The 17,525-nt window shown below is 59.5% G+C and carries 17 protein-coding genes, 1 tRNA gene and 1 pseudogene; 13 read left to right on the top strand and 6 right to left on the bottom strand.

The annotated features are described in order from the left end of the window. From ACWNMW_RS04370 to ACWNMW_RS04355, 4 genes and pseudogenes are all read left to right on the top strand, one after another. Nucleotides 1-1,105 (top strand): annotated as a pseudogene (locus ACWNMW_RS04370) (DNA polymerase III subunit gamma/tau); the annotation flags it as partial. A gap of 3 nt (nt 1,106-1,108) precedes the next feature. After that, entirely contained in the window at nt 1,109-1,705 is a 597-nt protein-coding gene (recR, locus tag ACWNMW_RS04365) for a recombination mediator RecR (RefSeq protein ID WP_072456959.1), read from the top strand. 31 nt (nt 1,706-1,736) lie between these two features. Then, a complete protein-coding gene (locus ACWNMW_RS04360) occupies nt 1,737-2,462 on the top strand; it encodes a response regulator transcription factor (RefSeq protein WP_072456957.1) in 726 nt (241 codons plus the stop codon). A gap of 8 nt (nt 2,463-2,470) precedes the next feature. Then, nucleotides 2,471-4,144, top strand: a complete 1,674-nt coding sequence (locus ACWNMW_RS04355; RefSeq protein ID WP_449490157.1) for a sensor histidine kinase — start codon at nt 2,471-2,473, stop codon at nt 4,142-4,144. On the opposite strand, the gene ACWNMW_RS04350 is transcribed toward ACWNMW_RS04355, so the two are convergent. Next, entirely contained in the window at nt 4,141-5,865 is a 1,725-nt protein-coding gene (locus ACWNMW_RS04350; RefSeq protein WP_449490156.1) for a phosphoenolpyruvate--protein phosphotransferase, read from the bottom strand. The genes ACWNMW_RS04355 and ACWNMW_RS04350 overlap by 4 nt on opposite strands. Before the next feature lie 185 nt (nt 5,866-6,050). On the opposite strand from ACWNMW_RS04350, the gene ACWNMW_RS04345 reads away from it, so the two are divergent. Together ACWNMW_RS04345 and ACWNMW_RS04340 are read left to right on the top strand one after the other, a co-directional pair. Continuing rightward, a complete protein-coding gene (locus ACWNMW_RS04345) occupies nt 6,051-7,367 on the top strand; it encodes an aspartate kinase (protein WP_299059544.1) in 1,317 nt (438 codons plus the stop codon). 31 nt (nt 7,368-7,398) lie between these two features. Further along, complete coding sequence (locus ACWNMW_RS04340) at nt 7,399-8,448, top strand: aspartate-semialdehyde dehydrogenase (RefSeq protein WP_449490155.1); 1,050 nt, start codon at nt 7,399-7,401, stop codon at nt 8,446-8,448. Nucleotides 8,449-8,590: 142 nt separating this feature from the next. Here ACWNMW_RS04340 and trxA read toward each other — a convergent pair whose 3' ends face one another. The 3 genes from trxA to ACWNMW_RS04325 form a co-directional block, all read right to left on the bottom strand. Continuing rightward, nucleotides 8,591-8,992 carry a thioredoxin gene (trxA, locus tag ACWNMW_RS04335; protein ID WP_449490154.1) on the bottom strand — a complete coding sequence of 134 codons (402 nt, stop codon included), beginning with the start codon at nt 8,990-8,992 and terminating at the stop codon, nt 8,591-8,593. 83 nt (nt 8,993-9,075) lie between these two features. Beyond that, on the bottom strand, nt 9,076-9,783 hold the full coding sequence (locus ACWNMW_RS04330; RefSeq protein ID WP_449490153.1) for a TetR/AcrR family transcriptional regulator: 708 nt from the start codon (nt 9,781-9,783) through the stop codon (nt 9,076-9,078). Nucleotides 9,784-9,847: 64 nt separating this feature from the next. Next, on the bottom strand, nt 9,848-10,291 hold the full coding sequence (locus tag ACWNMW_RS04325; protein ID WP_449490152.1) for a (deoxy)nucleoside triphosphate pyrophosphohydrolase: 444 nt from the start codon (nt 10,289-10,291) through the stop codon (nt 9,848-9,850). Between the two features lie 97 nt (nt 10,292-10,388). Between ACWNMW_RS04325 and ACWNMW_RS04320 the strand changes: the two genes are divergently transcribed. Both ACWNMW_RS04320 and ACWNMW_RS04315 read left to right on the top strand, forming a co-directional pair. Next, a tRNA-Gly gene (locus tag ACWNMW_RS04320) sits at nt 10,389-10,459 on the top strand. A 64-nt stretch (nt 10,460-10,523) separates the two neighbouring features. Beyond that, nucleotides 10,524-10,916, top strand: coding sequence for an MmcQ/YjbR family DNA-binding protein (locus ACWNMW_RS04315; protein ID WP_449490151.1), 393 nt, complete (start codon nt 10,524-10,526; stop codon nt 10,914-10,916). A gap of 75 nt (nt 10,917-10,991) precedes the next feature. Here the strand turns inward: ACWNMW_RS04315 and ACWNMW_RS04310 are convergent, their stop codons facing one another. Then, nucleotides 10,992-11,222, bottom strand: coding sequence for a hypothetical protein (locus ACWNMW_RS04310; RefSeq protein ID WP_449490150.1), 231 nt, complete (start codon nt 11,220-11,222; stop codon nt 10,992-10,994). A 71-nt stretch (nt 11,223-11,293) separates the two neighbouring features. On the opposite strand from ACWNMW_RS04310, the gene ACWNMW_RS04305 reads away from it, so the two are divergent. From ACWNMW_RS04305 to ACWNMW_RS04285, 5 genes are all read left to right on the top strand, one after another. Then, the gene (locus tag ACWNMW_RS04305) at nt 11,294-12,148 is read left to right on the top strand and encodes an alpha/beta hydrolase (RefSeq protein ID WP_449490149.1); all 855 of its coding nucleotides are present in this window, start codon (nt 11,294-11,296) and stop codon (nt 12,146-12,148) included. Between the two features lie 6 nt (nt 12,149-12,154). After that, nucleotides 12,155-13,123, top strand: coding sequence for an alpha/beta hydrolase fold domain-containing protein (locus ACWNMW_RS04300; RefSeq protein WP_314212877.1), 969 nt, complete (start codon nt 12,155-12,157; stop codon nt 13,121-13,123). A gap of 240 nt (nt 13,124-13,363) precedes the next feature. Continuing rightward, nucleotides 13,364-14,731 carry an extracellular solute-binding protein gene (locus ACWNMW_RS04295; protein WP_449490148.1) on the top strand — a complete coding sequence of 456 codons (1,368 nt, stop codon included), beginning with the start codon at nt 13,364-13,366 and terminating at the stop codon, nt 14,729-14,731. A 97-nt stretch (nt 14,732-14,828) separates the two neighbouring features. Further along, on the top strand, nt 14,829-15,674 hold the full coding sequence (locus ACWNMW_RS04290) for a carbohydrate ABC transporter permease (RefSeq protein WP_081940736.1): 846 nt from the start codon (nt 14,829-14,831) through the stop codon (nt 15,672-15,674). Continuing rightward, complete coding sequence (locus ACWNMW_RS04285) at nt 15,674-16,534, top strand: carbohydrate ABC transporter permease (RefSeq protein ID WP_034500515.1); 861 nt, start codon at nt 15,674-15,676, stop codon at nt 16,532-16,534. Before ACWNMW_RS04290 ends, ACWNMW_RS04285 begins: the two co-directional genes overlap by 1 nt. 28 nt (nt 16,535-16,562) lie before the next feature. Here the strand turns inward: ACWNMW_RS04285 and ACWNMW_RS04280 are convergent, their stop codons facing one another. Continuing rightward, complete coding sequence (locus ACWNMW_RS04280; protein WP_449490162.1) at nt 16,563-17,390, bottom strand: A/G-specific adenine glycosylase; 828 nt, start codon at nt 17,388-17,390, stop codon at nt 16,563-16,565. Nucleotides 17,391-17,525: the final 135 nt, after the last annotated feature.

Here is a 17,525-nt window from a genome sequence, read left to right as displayed (position 1 = left end):
CACTACTCCCGCGCCGGCCTCGAGCCGCCCTGCTGGAGGAGCAGCAGGTGCTGACCTCATCCGCCAGCGTTGGGGCGATGTCGTTGAACGCCTCGCGACCCACAGCAGGGTTGTGTGGAGTTTGCTCTCGCAAAATGGGCAATTGGGCGCCGTTGACGGGGATCAATTGGTACTGCTCTTCCCCAGTCAGGGAATGGTTGCCAGCTTCACCAATGGCGGCAAAGCCCAAATCGTTGAAGAAACAATCTATGACGTTCTCGGTATTCGCCTGAATGTCAGTGCACAGGTTGGACAAGCAGGTGGTGGCCCGGCGGTTTCAACGCCTTCAGCCAACGCGCATGGCGCAGCTACGCCGCCCACGCAGGGCCCTAGCCAACAGCCGGCACCCCAGCGCGGCGGGCAGCGCCGCGAAGTTGAGCATCGCGCCGAGGCCCCACAGGAAGCCCCCGTTTGGCAGGTTGCAACGCCTCCGGACGCTCCGGAAAACGCGCCCGCGCAGGGATTGCGTGTTCCAGCTCAGCCGATTGACGCAACGCAGCCCTATGACCCGCAGTCGCCCGCGTCTTACGATTGGCGCACCCAGGAGCCGCCCCCTTTTGATCCCGGCGAAGAAACCGATGAAGACGGCGACGAAGAGTTCGAAGCGCCTGCTGCCTCGCAGCACGTGTCACAGCCAACGTCACAGCCAGCGGCTTCTCAGGACAGTCCACTCGACCAGCCTGAAGACGACGAAGACGAATCAGAGTCTTTCGAGCCGACCGAGGGATGGAGCGAGGCGGTCATTCAGCCGCCCAGTTTTGACCCCGAAGAAGAGGAATCGGCGCCCCAGGTTCCTGCTTTCGCAGAGGTAACTCCCTTGCCCTCGCAGCGCTTTGCTGCAGTGAGTGCACGAGAGGAAACGGACGAGAGTGACGCGGAAGAGGCCTCGCCGGAAACAGAAAATGGGTCCTTCGAAGCACCCACTGTGTCCGCTGCGGAAGACGACAGTGCCAGCATCGATGATGAGGACATGTCCGAGTCGAATCTCTTCGGGATTCCCGCGGTTTTGGATATTCTGGGCGGAACCATCATTGAACAGAAGGCTGACGACCAGGGAGGGTGGTGACGCGTGTACGAAGGAGCTCTTCAAGATCTCATTGATGAACTTGGTCAGCTTCCCGGGGTTGGGCCAAAGAGCGCGCAACGCATGGCTTTGCATCTTCTCGAGGCCGAGCCTGAGGACGTCGAGCGCCTGACGACGGCGATCAACGCGGTGCGACACCAGGTCAAGCACTGCTCGGTGTGTGGGAACCTCACCGAAGACGATGAATGCTCGATTTGCCGCGATCCGCGCCGTGATCCCAGCATTATTTGCGTCGTGCAGGAACCGAAGGATATTCAAGCAATTGAGAACTCTCGGGTTTTCCGCGGACGCTACCACGTGCTCGGTGGAGCCATTGACCCGATCCACGGAATTGGCCCTGATCAGCTTAGGATCCGCCAGCTCTTGGGGCGTCTCTCTGACGGTGTCGTTCAGGAAATCATCATCGCAACGAACCCGAATATCGAAGGGGAAGCGACGGCCTCGTATCTGGCCAGAACCCTGTCCACTATTGGCGTGACAACAACGCGTCTGGCCATGGGGCTACCCGTGGGCGGCGACCTCGAATACGCGGATTCCATTACCCTGGGCCGGGCAATGGAAGGCCGACGCAATATGTCCTGAACGTCGACGGAAACTGTGAAAGGATCTCGACGTGAGTACAACAGAGTCCAACTTCATCCGCCCCGATGGGACGCCCGCGCGCATTCTTGTCGTCGACGATGAATCCGTCCTCGCTGAGCTCTTGGGATCGGCCTTGAGGCACCAGGGCTGGGAGACAAAGACCGCAGCCAATGGCTGGGAAGCCTTGGATAAGGCCGATACTTTTGACCCCGATGTCGTCGTCTTGGATATCCAGATGCCCGGCCTTGACGGGATGGAAACCTTGGAACGCCTGCGTAAGCGCAAGCCCCATCTTCCGGTCCTGTTCTTGACGGCTCGTGACGCGGTTGCTGATCGTGTTGCGGGACTGCGCGCTGGTGCCGATGACTATGTGACGAAGCCCTTTGACTTGGATGAAGTTACCGCGCGAATCGACGCCCTGCTTCGCCGGTCTGGAATGGCTTCGGTTACCGCTGAACGTGTTCTGACTGTTGGTGACCTGACACTGGATGAAGACTCGCATGATGTTGCACGTGGTGGTGAAGCTATCACGCTTACGAACACCGAATTCGAGCTGCTGCGGTACTTCATGGAAAACCCGAACGTTGTCTTGTCGAAGTCGCAGATTCTCGACCGCGTGTGGTCGTACGATTTCGGTGGTCAGGCGAACATCGTCGAGCTCTACATTTCGTATTTGCGTAAGAAGATCGACGCTGGGCGTGACCCCATGATTCACACGGTCAGGGGAGCCGGTTATATCCTCAGGCCCGCCTCCTAGGAGTGCCAATGACAAGCTCTGCCCCCCAAGCTTCGAATACCGAATCACAGGCGCGCGCTCCCAAGCACAGTGCTCCCCAGCCAAAGCGCAAGCGATCTCGTCTTCTCACTGTTCGCCTGAGTCGTTTTCTTGCCGCAGCCGTCGCTTTAGCGTTGGTCACCATGCTTGCTGCCTCGGCGCTTGCAATGCATTCGTGGATGACTTCCAAGATCGATAGTTCGCTCGAATCCATGCTCAGCAGGCTTGAAAAGAACGCAGAGCTCAGCTTGCAGCAACCTGTTCCCCCACCCCCGCCTCCAACGGCCGGGTCACAGGACGACCAGGATGATCACGACGACGACCACGGTCCATCACAGTCGAATTCCCCAAGTTCCTCCGCTTCGCCAAGCGAACACGGACCGCGCGGCTTGCGAGGTCCAGGTTCTTCAGAAGGACAGTTGCAGCTCATCAAGGACGACGATGAGATCGTTTCGGGTGTCGTCAAGCAATTTGATGTGGTGGAGCTCGATAGCGCCGCTCAGCAGCAGATTCTCTCCTTGCGCTGTGATGGACATGGACACAATGTCAGCTTGCCGAATTTAGGTTCTTTCAGGATCATGTGCGGTCAATCAGAGTCACGGACACTGGTCGTCGGCCTGTCTTTGGCAGCCAATAACTCGACGCTGATTATGTTGGTGGCTCTTGAAGGCGTTATCGCTCTGGTCGTGATCGCCGGCGCGACTTTTATCGGCCGCAAGTGGATTCGCAGAGAAATGCTCCCCTTGGGTGAGGTAGCGGCGACCGCGAGAAACATCGGTTCCAAGGACCTGATTGCCACCCCAACGGTTGAGGACTTCCAACGCGTTGATTACTCCATCGCCCAGCCTGGTGATGAGGTCGGCGATGTTGGTTTTGCGCTGAACACCATGATCGACAACGTTGAAACGGCACTTCAGGCCCGCGCCGAATCTGAGCAGCGCCTGCGCCAGTTTGTCGCCGATGCCTCGCATGAGCTTCGCACTCCCTTGGCGTCGATTCAGGGCTACACGCAGCTTCTGCAGAAGGGAAGCGCGGATGAAGAGCTCGCGCTCGCGCGCATTGCCTCAGAGTCTGCCCGCATGTCCGGTCTGGTCGAAGACCTCCTGCTATTGGCTCGCTTGGATGCGGGTCGAGAACTCGCTAGTGATCCGGTCGACCTGATCCCTCTGGCGATTGACGCGGTTTCGGATGCGCACGCGGCGGGCCCGGATCACGAGTGGGTTTTGGACCTTCCTCAGTTCGATGACGAGGACGAAGACTGCGTCTCCTGCACGGTTGCGGGCGATGAATCCGCACTTCGCCAGGTGTTCGCAAACCTGGTGAATAACGCGCGAATCCACACTCCCGCGGGCACGCGCGTCAAGGTTGGCGTGCAGGTGATCGGCGGCGGGGCCTCGGCACCGGGGTTTGTGCGCATGAGTGTTGCCGATGACGGCCCGGGTATCCCGCCCGAGTTGCGCGCTACCGTCTTTGATCGTTTCGTTCGAGGCGACACTTCGCGCTCGCGTCAGGGGAAGGGATCGTCTGGCCTTGGGCTGTCGATCGTTTCTTCGATCGCCGAGGCCTTGGGCGGCCGGGTGGATGTGGATACCGTGTGCGAAGGCGAAGCTAAGCCCGGTGAACACGGGACGACTTTCTCGGTGATCCTGCCGGCGATCTCTTAGAACTCCACTTCGAGCGCAGTGCGCGCACGGTAGCGCGCGTCGCCCGGGTCAGCGGCCTCGACAACTGAAGCAGCAGCCAAGCGGCACTGTGCCAGGCTCACCTGAGCAAGCTGCGCGCCCACCGAGGGGATAGCCAAGCGCGGCATTGACAGCGCGGGCACACCCATACCCGCAAGAACGCAGGCCAGCAGCGGGTCAGCCGCGGCCTCGCCACACACACTCACGCTCACCCCGTGCGTAAGGCCAGCGTGCGCAACCTGCGCAATCAAGCGCAAAGGCGCGGGTTGCCAAGGATCGGAATACTCGGCAAGGTCCGGTGAGAGGCGGTCCGAAGCCATCGTGTACTGGGTGAGGTCATTCGAACCAATCGACACGAAGTCCACGTGCTCCATGATTGAATCGATCATTAGCGCCGCCGCGGGGACCTCAATCATGACCCCAGCATGCAGCTCGACCTCGAAACGCTCGGAGAGCTGGCGAACCGACGAGGCAAACCACTTGGCCTCGGCAGCCGTTGACACCATCGGTGCCATCACCGAAACCGAAGTCTCACGCTGACGCATCGCCGCAAAAGCAATCGCCTCGAGCTGGTTTTGGAGAATCTGCGGATGCGGACCCGAGGTTCGGATCCCGCGAACGCCAAGAGCCGGGTTCTCCTCGCCGGGAATCGTCGCATAGGCCAGTGGCTTGTCGGAGCCTGCATCCAGCGTGCGCACGCACACCGAATACCCCTGGAACTCTTGGAAAATACTCGAATAAAACTCGGTCTGTTCCTCAATGGAAGGCTCGGTTTGTGCGTTGAGGAAGGCAATTTCTGAACGGAAAAGCCCGATCGAATCGGCAAGCGGAGAACGAGCAGCAGCCTTCGCGCTGGCCAGGTCGTGAATGTTTGCCAGCAAACGCACGGGATGATCATCTGAGGTGTGCGCGGGCGGTGCCCACCTGAGGGTGGCCTCGGCGCGGCGGCGGTCACGCTCCACGGCCTCGCGGGCCTCATTTTCGGGAACGCCGGTGGTTAGGGAGCCCACAAAAGCATCCATGAGTACATACTCGCCCGTGCGGATCTCGTTGATGCGACGGGCGGCCACGATGCAGGGGATCCCCAGCTGGCGAGCGATGATTGAGGTGTGCGAGGTGGGGCCACCCAGCTGGGTCACGATTCCCACGCAGTGCGCCGGGTTGAGATGCGCCGTATCGGAAGGCGACAAATCCCGCGCGCAGAGAATATAGGGGCTTTCCGAGGCCGCCTGCACCTTCCGCGCATGCACGCGCGCATCGCTGGCCTCGTTACCTGAGGAAGCAGCTAAGTGGGCAAGAATCAGGTCGCGCACGTCCTTAAGGTCCGCCACGCGCTCGAGCATGAGTCCACCCGAAGCGCGGAAGACCTCGGTGAACTTTTCGGTCGCGCGAACAACCGCCTGAGGAGCAGGAACCCCGGAATATATCCACGATTGTGCCTCCGCAATCCAGCTGGGATCGGTCGCCAGGGAAGCAGTCATCATGAGCACGTCGGAGACATCGCCGTAGGCCTGTTCGGACTGGGCGAAGAGGTCATCGCCGACGCTTCGGCAGATCTCTTCCAAATGCGCGGCACATGCGGCGCGCTCTTTGGGAGGAAGCTCGGTGAACTCTGTCGGGGGGAGGGGGTGACGTGATGTCCATACGATCGGCGCGTAGGACACTCCGTGAACAACGGGAGTGCCGTAAACCGTGTGTGACATCGTGCGTTCCTTTCTTGGGAGCCGAGCTCACACTATTCTCCCATGCCCTGTAGGCCTTGGTATGTGCGGTAAGTTACGTTTACAAATGGGCACAAACGTTCACGTGTTGGTCAAAAGTCGCAGTAACCCCAAACTTTCGCCACGATTAGGGAAGGAAACCAGAACACAGACAGTTAGGACTACTCGTGGCGCTCATCGTGCAAAAGTACGGAGGCTCGTCCGTAGCCGATGTCGAAGCGATCAAACGCGTTGCAAAACGCATCGTCGACACTCGAAACGCCGGACACAAGCTCGTCGTTGTCGTCTCCGCAATGGGCGATACAACTGACGAACTCCTAGATACTGCCGCGCAGATTACAGACAATGCGCCCGAACGCGAGATGGACATCCTTCTCACCGCCGGTGAGCGTATTTCCATGTCTCTTCTGTCCATGGCGATCAATGAGCTGGGAGTTCCCGCGCAGGCCTTTACCGGCGCGCAAGCAGGCATTCACACGACCTCCGCGTACGGCCGCGCACAGATCACCGGCATGGTTCCCGAGCGCATTGCCCGCGCGATCTCGGAAGGCCAGGTCGCAATTGTCGCCGGATTCCAGGGAATTTCCGACGATGAGGACGTGACGACCCTTGGCCGAGGCGGTTCGGATACGACCGCGGTCGCCCTCGCTGCCGCCCTCCACGCTGACGTCTGCGAGATCTACACCGATGTCGACGGCCTTTTCTCTGCAGACCCGCGAATTGTCTCCAAGGCACACCGTCTGCGTTCGATCTCAACGGAAGAGACCTTGGAACTCGCGGCGCATGGCGCAAAGATTCTTCACCTGCGCGCGGTCGAATTCGCCCGTCGCTACAAGGTTCCCCTGCACGTTCGTTCCTCCTTCTCCGAGAAGGACGGAACCTGGATTTCAGACCGCCCGGCCTCGCCGGAGCTCAAGGGATTGGTCCCTGACGCAGCATTCCTCGACCCGAAAGAAGGACAGATGGAACAGCCCATCATCTCTGGAATTGCCCACGACCGCGGACAGGACAAGATCACGGTCGCCGGTGTTCCGAACCACCCCGGCCGAGCCGCGATGGTCTTCCAGACGATCGCCGCTGCGGGCGCGAACATTGACATGATCGTCCAGAACATCCCCGTCGCCGATCCGACCCGCGCGAACATCACCTTCACCATTCCCGAGGCCGACGCGCAGGTTGCTCTGGATGCTCTGGAGTCCGCGAAGGATGAGATTGGCTTCAAGGAGGTGCGTTACAACCCGAACATCGGCAAGCTTTCGCTGGTGGGAACGGGTATGCGCACCAACCCGGGTGTGGCCGCGCGCTTGTTCGCGGCGCTCTCCGAGGCAGGAATCAACATCGATCTGATTTCTTCTTCCGAGATCCGCCTGTCGATCGTTACTCGATTGGACGACCTGGACCGCGCGGTTGCAGTTGTCCACTCCGCTTTCGGCATGGACGCCGAAGTTTCCGAGGCCGTTGTCTACGCTGGCACGGGCCGCTGAGAACGCGTATTTACACAAAGAGAGGCTGAAAATGGCTGGTTTGACGGTTGCTGTTGTCGGTGCGACGGGCCAGGTTGGTCGCGTGATGCGCACGATCTTGGAAGAGCGAAACTTCCCGGTTGAAACGATTCGTTTCTTTGCCTCCGCTCGCTCGGCGGGTTCGACACTCCCGTGGAAGGGCACGGAGGTCGTCGTTGAAGACGTTGCGACCGCTGACTTCTCCGGGATCGACATCGCGATCTTCTCCGCGGGTGCCACGGCCTCGCGCGAGTATGCACCGAAGTTTGCCGCGGCCGGAGCCGTAGTCGTCGACAACTCCTCCGCATGGCGCAAGGATCCCGAGGTCCCGCTGGTCGTCTCCGAGGTCAACGGTGCAGACGTCGCCGATCGCCCCAAGGGCATCATTGCCAACCCGAACTGCACGACCATGGCCGTCATGCCTGCAATTAAGCCGCTTGCGCAAGCTGCTGGTGGTATCGAGCGTCTGACTGTCTCTTCCTACCAGGCCGTGTCTGGTTCTGGCCTCAAGGGTGTTCGCGAGCTCCTCGATCAGGTTCGCGGCACCGTCGATGAGAACCTCGAGGGCCTGACCACTGACGGACATGCCGTTGATTTCGGCACTCCCCAGGTTTACGTCGCCCCCATTGCATTCGATGTTGTGCCCTTGGCCGGCTCGATCGTCGATGATGGCAGCTTCGAGACCGACGAAGAGCAGAAGCTTCGTAACGAATCGCGTCGTATTCTGCACGTCCCGAATCTTCTGGTCAGCGGGACCTGCGTGCGCGTACCGGTCCTGACCGCACACACGATGACCGTCCACGCCGAGTTCCCCGCTTCGATTTCTCGCGACGAGGCCGTGGCCGCGCTCAACAGTGCCCCCGGAGTTCGCGTTGTCGACGTTCCGACCCCTCTTGAGGCTGCCGGTGAAGACGATGTCTTGGTCGGCCGTATTCGCCAAGACCAGGCCGTTCCGGATAACCGCGGAATTGTTTTCGTGGTGAGTGGCGATAACCTGCGCAAGGGCGCAGCCCTGAATGCGATTCAGCTGGCTGAGCTGGTTGCTGCTGAGTTGCAGGGCTAGAGCATGTCGAACGATCCGGGTTCTTGCGCGTACTGCGTGGGTGCCGCCTGAACGGATGCGCTCCTAGGTAAGCAATAAGTGGTGGGGACGGCTTGGCCGTCCCCACCACTTATCTGTCGTACGAAGTTAGTACTGACTGAGGTCAGTCGTTCTGAGCTTCCTGCTTCGCGACCTCTGCGTGGACCTCTTCCATGTTGAGGGCCTGTGCCTGGGAAACCAGGTCGTCAATGGCTGCTCCGGGGATTGCACCGGAGTTACGGAAGATCAGGACACCTTCGCGGAAGATCATCAGGGTCGGGATCGATGCGATCTCCAGTGCTGCAGCAATGTCCTGGTTGGCATCGGTATCAACCTTGGCGAAAATAACATCTTCGTGACGCTCTGAAGCAGCTTCGAAGATCGGGCCGAACTGGCGGCAGGGGGTGCACCAGCTTGCCCAGAAATCCACCAGCACGATCTTGTCAGAGTTGATGGTCTCGTTGAAGTTTTCCGAGGTGAGCGCGATCGTGCTCATGTGGGTACTCCTTTTTTCGGTGAGGGGCACACGCCCCGGGTCATGTTCAGCTCAACGGCGTGTGCCGGTCACTTATTCCACGATCCTATAGGAGTTTGCGAGATCACACGTGCCTATGCGCTGACCGGGCAGCGCATGTAGGCGGTATCTCCAGCTGGTGCACTTTCATCTGCGCCCTCCTGTGAGGCGTTCCCAACGGGGGAGGGACGCTGCGCAGTGGACGTAATGGGGATATCCGCACCGATGCCTCGAAGAATGAAAGCCTGCACGGTGGCGATCGTCGCCTCGCGCTGCTGCGGGTTGGCGGGGAGCCTATTTCCTGCCAAACATGAGTGGATCAGGGGGATCAGTGCGTGCGGATTTTGTTTCGGGATCGCGCCGCTTTCCATGCATCGGCCGAGGATTTCCAGGAGCCTGGTCGAGATGATCGTTGCGTGATCGTGCAGGTGCGCGGAGTTCTCGCGCGAAACCTGAGTGCGCAGGTTAAAAGTCGAATTCAGGTGGTAGCGGGTCGTCATCTCCAGATGTGCGCGGATATAGATGCGCAGCTGGGCCAGGGGATCGTTGACCTGTGCGATCGCTTCTTCTAGGCGTTGGGAGAACTGCAGGGTGACACGACGCATGAATTCAAGGAGGAGGACTTCCTTGTCGGGGAAGTGGTTGTAGACCGCAGTGCGGCCGACTTTCGCGCGCGTGGCGATTTGGGACATCGAGATTGAATCGAAAGGCTGCTCAGCGAGCAGGCTGGCGAGCGCATCGAAAAGGCGGTTACGCGTGAGCTCTCGATGGTCGGCTAGCGAGTCCCCAATAATCTTCGGCATACATCTATTCTGACAGAAAAAGCAGAAGTGTCTGAATCAAAATCAGGTATGTGGAAGATGCCCCTCAACAGGTAGCCGCAGAAGAGTACTGCTCGATCGCAGCTTGAACGATGGGGAGATCTGCGGGAATCCACGGAAGATCAAGGACCTCGTCAAGAGGGGTCCACCGCAGTTCCAGGTGGGAGTGCCCGGGAGTGAGCCGCTGGTCGGGGTTTGCAAGCGTGCATCCCCACACCGCCATGACGCGTCCAGCAAGGATTGGCCACCACTTCCCCTCGGGGGAGAGAACCGGCTGGTCGACCACCAGCGCGCACCCCAGTTCCTCATCGATTTCGCGTACGAGGCCGCGCACGGGGTCTTCGCCTTCCTCAACCTTTCCACCGGGGAGCTCGAAGAGGCCTCGTAAATCTTCCGGATAGGAGCGCGAGGCGCACAAAAGCGCGGTCGGATGGGGGAGACGATCAAAGATCGCGGCGGCAACAACGGGGCGCGGGTTGGGTGAAGTCACAGCTCATAGTCTATGTCCGAAGCTTTGGACTGAACTCAAGTGAGCCGCTATGATGAACGAGTTGCGTTGGTAGCACCGACTGCGTGCTCGGCGCCTCGCGGGCGTAGTTCAATGGTAGAACTTCAGCTTCCCAAGCTGACAGCGCGGGTTCGATTCCCGTCGCCCGCTCCGCTAGCGGCCCCTTGCGGGCCGCTTTTTGTTACTCGGAAGACGCAGTGAATGGGGGGTCCTCATGAAGGCCGACCTAGATGATGAACAGCTGTGGAAAACTGTCGTCGACGCTGCGCTCGAACTTCCCGCCAGCGAGCTCTATCCCTTCAATGAGGAGTGGGAGGTCGCGCGAGTATGCGGTAAATGGTTCATGATCTCAACCGTCCGCGGGAAGCGGATGGTCAATCTCAAGGCGGATCCGCAGGACGTTCGCGCACTGTGCGAAAGCTTTGAATCAATCACTCCGGGTTACCACATGAACAAAAAACACTGGATCACTGTCATGCCGGGACCGGGAATTAACGACGAACTCATCCGCGAGCTTGTCATGGAGTCGTACCTGCTGGTAGTTGACGGGCTGCCGAAGTATCAACAGCCCGTCGATCCCGCAAGCTATGGGCACCGCGACGACTGAGGTCTTTCGCTTGACGGAGCGTCAGGGCGTAACTCGTTCAGCGGCCTGACCGCAGGCCGACGTCGCCGCTCGCTCTTACTCCGCGTCTTCGTGCCAGATCTGACGAAGCTCAACGCCCATGGGGTAGGTCTCCATCGTTCCGTCGGAAAAGTTCACTTCGACGCGTTCTTCGTCGTCCTCGTCGTCGGGGTCGCCTGCCCAGTCGACCCATTCGATCATTGGGGACAACTCGCCGTTATCCCTGACAATTCGGTAGCCCTCGCCAAGCAGCTCAGACATGACGTTTTCGATCTTGCTCTCATCCATGGCATCCTCCGTGATGGTCAGAATGATTGAGTGTGTGGAGCGTACCCATAGATTAGCAGCAAACTTCCTGTATGCTTCCTGCATACGGAGCGGATGCTCATGGAGGAGAAGCAATGACCCCGGCGCGCCTTGCCGCGAATATTTCAGGTACCCCCTCAAAGGGACGCATCTACGCTCTTCACGGCGTGACCGACAATGCCGCATCCCTCAGTGATATCTCCGCTCGATGGTCCAACGACTATGAAGTCGTCTTGATCGACGCTCTCGGACACGGCTGTTCCCCACGCTTTACTCCCTCGCAGCTCGAGGACCCCTTCGAAGCACTCATCAGCAGCGCGGCCTCGTTAATCTGCACAATTGAAGAAGCCGCACCCGCACCCTTCGTCGCCCTGCTCGGCCACTCAATGGGCGGAGCGACCGCAGCCGACATCGTTTCACGAGGCCTCGCCCCCGTTGACGCCCTGGTGCTGGAAGACCCCGCACTTCTCACCCCCTCCCAGCGCGAGCACTTCCGCGCAACCGCCCAAGATCGCGTCGCCCGCTGCGATGAAGTCACGCAGTGGATGGGACGTGAAATCGATATCCTCCTCAAGGACTACCCCCAGTGGAGTCCTTCCGAGGCCGGCGGCTGGGCTCAAGGAAAAGCCCAAGTCGACCGCAACTTCCTTGCCCGTGGAGTCGTCAGCGGAAGCCGAAGCCGCGATGAAATCCTCGCCCCAATTTCGGTGCCAACCCTGCTCATTACCGGCGATGGCGGCGACGTACTGATCGGGCCCGGTGGGATTGAAGAGATCAACGCAATGGGGAACGTCGCCGTTGAAACTCTCCTCATTCCCAGCGCACGTCACTGCGTGCGCCACTCGACCCCCGCCCCCTTCTATGCCGCTGTCGACGCATTCTTTACCCGAGTCGCACCGAGCAAGTGAGGAACGATGAGTACCTATCCCATCTACCTGCGTCCCGAACTCGCACCGATCATCGCCGAAACCCCCGAGCAAACAACGTGGGACCTGCCCGCCATGCGCGCCGGGGGAGACGCCCTTTTGGCAAACCCCCACGAAGCAGACAACAGAGTCGAAGTGAGCGCGCGCGGACGCACCTTCATTCCTGCCGATTTGGCTGAGGACGCGCCCCTGATCATCTCGATCCACGGAGGCGGGTACGTGGCAGGCCGCGCTGCTTTTGATGACGCGAAGAACGACGAACTAGCGACGCGTTTCGGTGCGATCGTTGTCTCTCCGGAGTACCGCCTCGCACCTGAATTTCCCTTCCCGATCCCCGTCGACGACTGTATTTCCGCCCTTGCCGAGGCCCTTGAGCGCTTCGGGCACGAGCGTCCAACTTTCATCCTGGGGGATTCAGCGGGAGCAGGACTGGCCTATTCCATGGTGAGTCGCCTGTGTGGACTCGGCCTGCAAATGGCGCAAGATGAGGCAATCGCGGCTCGATACAAACGAATTGCATCCCTGATCAGGGGCATCATCTTGCTTGAGCCATGTGTTGATCCGACCCTGTCAACCCCCTCAAGCAGGTTCTTCGCTGAGGGGCCCGTGTGGACGCGTCGCGCGGCGGCCGGAGCTTGGCGTCACTACTTCGGTGTTCCCTTGGATGCAGAAGTAACAATTCCCCTGCGTCTGATCGAGGCGGCATTCCCGAAGCCGAGCGCAGAGTTCAGGGAAGAGGGCTTCCCGCCCGCGCTCATCGTTGTCAACCCCGTCGATCCTCTTCGGGATGAGGGAATCGCTCTGGCGACAGGCCTCGTTGATGCCGGTTGCATCGCAGAAATGCATATGTTCGCAGGGACCTTCCACGGTTCTTTGTCAATGCCGGGATCGGTGACTTGGCATGAAATTCAGCTGCTGATTGATCGTTTCGTGAAAGAAAACTCGGTAGCCCGTTAGCGCATTCATATACGTGTTGACCTGCGTTTATACATTTCATTGCTCTTGATGGGTGCATCCAGCATCTTTTGTGCTCTTCGTAACCAAAGTGCAATCCATGGACTCTGGAATTGGCTTTCTACGTAGTAATACAGTTCACATAAGGACTTCCGTGTCAAAGGGGCATGAGGGGGAGCGGGAACGGCAGTGTGGCCACCCGCCCACCTACAGGAAGTCGCAGAACTATCAAAGGAGAGTTCAATGGCACGACGTGCACTCGCGGCTGTTGCCGTAGTCGGTATCGCAGCTGTGGGCCTGACCGCCTGCTCTGGATCCAAGGACAAGACGACATCTGGAAGCTCAGAAGGAAAGTCTCTGGTTGTCACCTATTACAAGACCTCGTCCTTCCCGCAGATTGAAGACTTCATGAAGCGCGCAAAGGAAGAGTTCGAGTCCACTCACAAGGACGTCACCATCGATCTTCAGCCCGTTGAAGCGGAGGCAGATCAGTACATGACCAAGCTTGCGCTGATGAATAAGTCGAAGTCCAAGGCTCCCGACATCATCTACGAAGACACCTTCCAGGTCATGAGCGATGCCGCAGCCGGATACCTGGCCCCGATCGACGACTACGTCAAGAACTGGGACGAGTGGAGCCAGTACCCCGAAAGCTCGATTCAGGGCGCAAAGGGCCTCGACGGCAAGATCTACGGCGTTCCCTTCGGCACCGATACTCGCGGTATCTACTACAACAAGAAGATCTTTGAGCAGGCAGGACTGCCCACTGACTGGCAGCCTAAGAGCTGGGATGACCTGCTTTCTGCTGCGCGCACCATCAAGGAAAAGGTGCCCGACGTCATCCCCATGAACATCTACGCGGGCCGTGCAGGTGGCGAACAGACCAGCATGCAGGGCTTTGAAATGCTGCTCTACGGCACCCAGGACACCCTCTACAACACCGACACCAACAAGTGGGTCACGGGATCCCAAGGTTTCAAGGACGCACTGACCTTCTACCAGACCGCATACTCAGAGGGCCTCACTCCCTCCAACGACATCGCACTGGATAAGGCTGTTGGAACCCGTGTGTCCACCGAACTCCTTCCCAAGGGCAAGCTCGCCATCGATATCGACGGCTCCTGGCTGCCCTACATCTGGATGCAGGACTCGACAAAGTGGGCAGAATGGCAAGAAACCATCGGCCTCGCAAAGATGCCGACCCAGAAGGGACAGGCACCCGGATTCACCACTCTCTCCGGTGGCTGGGTCCTCTCCGTTGGATCTCAAACCAAGGATCCCGCACTGGCAGCCGACTTCGTCAAGACCGCGCTGAATAAGAAGGGCTCTCTGCAGTACTCCATCGCAACCTCTGCGATTGCAGTCCGTAAGGACATCGTCTCTGACCCCGAGTACCTCGCAGCGAACCCCTCCTTCAAGTTCTTCGCGGGAATTGTTGAGTACACGCACTTCCGTCCCGCAACTCCTGACTACCCGCAGATCTCCACAAATATCCAGACGGCCACCGAATCCGTGGTGACGAAGGAACAGACCCCCGAGCAGGCCGCGAAGGCCTACGACGATGGCCTGGTGAAGATCGTCGGCGAAAAGAACGTCGAAGCGGCGAAGTAACATGTCCACCTCGGTTCGTGTGGGGACCGAGAGCACTGCGACCCCTGGCGGGCGACGCGAGACACTACTTGCTCGCGCCGCCCGCCAAACGGGCCGAATGGGTCTTCTGTTTCCAGCAGTTGCCCTTATGGCGGTGTTCCTCGTAGGTCCCATTGCATATTCGGTGTATGGGTCTTTGACCAATGCCGCCCTCTCGGGCTACAAAGCAGCAAATCCTGAATTTGTCGGCCTCGAGAACTACGCGGATCTGCTGTCCAGTGGAGCATTCTGGAAAGCGGTCCTGCTGACGATCATCTTCGTTGTCGCCTCGGCGGTGATCGGCCAAAATATCTTGGGACTAGCCCTTGCCATGCTCATGAGCAAAGCCCCCAAGATTCTCTCCACCCTGGTTGGCGGCGTCGTTGTCATCGCGTGGGTTATGCCGGAGATCGTCGCAGCCTTTGCGCTCTACGCTTTCTTCTCCACCGACGGAACGCTGAACACGCTGCTGAGCTACATCGGCCTCGGCGGAACAACCTGGCTGCTGACCTTCCCCATGTTCTCCGTGATCATGGCGAATATCTGGCGCGGAACAGCTTTCTCGATGATGGTCTACTCCGCTGCGCTGGCCGAAGTTCCGCCTGAGATTCAAGAAGCCGCGAAGGTCGACGGCGCACGGGGCTGGCAGCGATTCTGCTTCGTGACCCTGCCGATGATCAAGGGCTCTATCTCGACAAACCTCCTGTTGACGACCCTTCAGACCCTGGGCGTCTTCACCCTTCTCTGGGTTATGACAGGCGGTGGACCGGGCACTCAATCCACGACCCTCCCGGTCATGGCTTACCAAGAAGCCTTTAAGAACTCCCTCATTGGCTACGGAACGGCTATTGCAACCGTGACCATTGTTCTGGGTGCACTTTTTGCGCTGGTCTACATTCGCGCTCTCAAGCCGGAGGTGGACTGATGGCTACGCAGCGCAAAGAAATCCCCTCCGTCGCTAATCCGCGAGAAAAGACCGTTCGTCTGATTTCGAGCACGATCCTTGCCCTGATCGGCATCTCCTTTGTCGTTCCACTGGCATGGGTTCTCTTCGCGTCTTTCAATCCGACCGCCACGGTGTCCTTAAGCATTCCTGAGCACTTCACGACCTCGAATTACTCGGATATTGCGACATTTGATCGCACATGGTTACCGCTGTGGAACTCTGCGATTCTCTCCTTCGGCACGGCAATTTTGACCGTGTTCGTTGGCGCACTCGCGGCTTATCCGCTTTCTCGCTACAAGAGCCGTTTCGCGCGCGGATTCATGTACACGATTCTCTTTGGGACCTGCCTTCCCATCACGGCGCTCATGGTTCCCGTGTATTCGCTCTTCGTCAGCATGGATTTGATCGATTCAATCCCGGGGATTATCTGCTTCATGACCGCAACCTCCCTGCCAATGGCAGTGTGGATGCTCAAAAACTTCATGGACTCCGTCCCCGTATCTCTCGAAGAAGCGGCCTGGGTCGACGGCGCGAGCGCACTCAAAGCACTGCGCACCATCGTCCTACCGCTGATGAAGCCAGGCCTCTTGGTAGTCTTCATCTTCATCTTCACCGCGACCTGGGGGAACTTCTTCGTCCCCTTCATCCTCACGACCGACCCGGACATCCAGCCCGCAGCCGTCGCCATCTACCAATTCTTCGGAACGCACGGCGCGGTCGTCTACGGAAAACTGGCCGCATTCGCAGTGATCTACTCCAGCCCGGCGTTGATCCTCTACGCGATCATGCAAAAGGTCTCGGGAGGAAGCTTCGCCTTGGCTGGAGCCGTGAAGGGATAGGCCTCCCCTCCAAGGCCTCCCTTCTTCCTCACTCCCGAGGAAGTGTGATGCGCCTGGTTGTCGAATCTTCGGCAACCAGGCCATCGCTTATCAGTGCTTCGATGACCCGAGGCGCCTGCTCGGGATCCGCACCTTCTAAGCGTGCCGCGGCCACGGCCTCGTCAATGGAGATTCCCTCGGGAGAGCGCCGCAGTGCCGCCATTACCCGGCCGCGGGCCTGGCGGTCCGTCCCCTTCCAGCTTTGCCCACGAGGCCGCACCTCGGCAGGCGGGAAACCGGCGTTTGCCCATGCGCAGTCCTTGCGCAGTGGACAATCCTGGCACTTGGGGGAGCGCTGCGTGCACACGAGCGCTCCAAACTCCATGATTGCCACATTCCAACGGGCGCAATCCACACCATTTTCGGGCAACCAGTCAACTGCGGCCGCGAACTCGGCGCGCGAAGGTGCACTGCGCCGAGCAAACTCCACCCCGTCACGCACGCGTGCAAAAACTCGGCGAATATTCGTATCAAGGACGGGAATGCGCTCGTGGAACTGGAAGGAGGCAAGAGCGCTCGCGGTGTAGGGACCGATCCCGGGTAAAGCCAACAAGGCCTCGTAGCTATCGGGAACGGATCCACCGAAGTCGCGCACAATAACCTGCGCACACTCGCGAAGCCTCAGCGCCCGCGAGGGATAACCCAGGTGTGCCCACTCAACTAAAGCCTCGGCGGGGGACGCGGCTGCGAAATCCGCAGGGCTCGGCCACAGCCTCATCCACCGCTCCCAAATTGGCTGCACGCGCGGGATTGGGGTTTGCTGGCTCATGACCTCAAAGACCAAGGTTCCCCACGGTGAGACCTCGCTTGCACGCATGGGGAGCTCGCGGCGATGGAGCTCGTACCACGCGAGGATTGGCGCGCGAAGCATCTCGTAATTTGGGGTTGGCACAAGAGGTAGCTTAGCGGTCAGCCAACGCGCCCGCCGAGGCACAATAGGCGGCCGAAACTG

The organism is Actinomyces sp. Marseille-QA0893, assembly GCF_976954355.1.
Note: the sequence above shows the minus strand (reverse complement) of the source record. Positions and strands in the feature narration are given on the sequence as shown.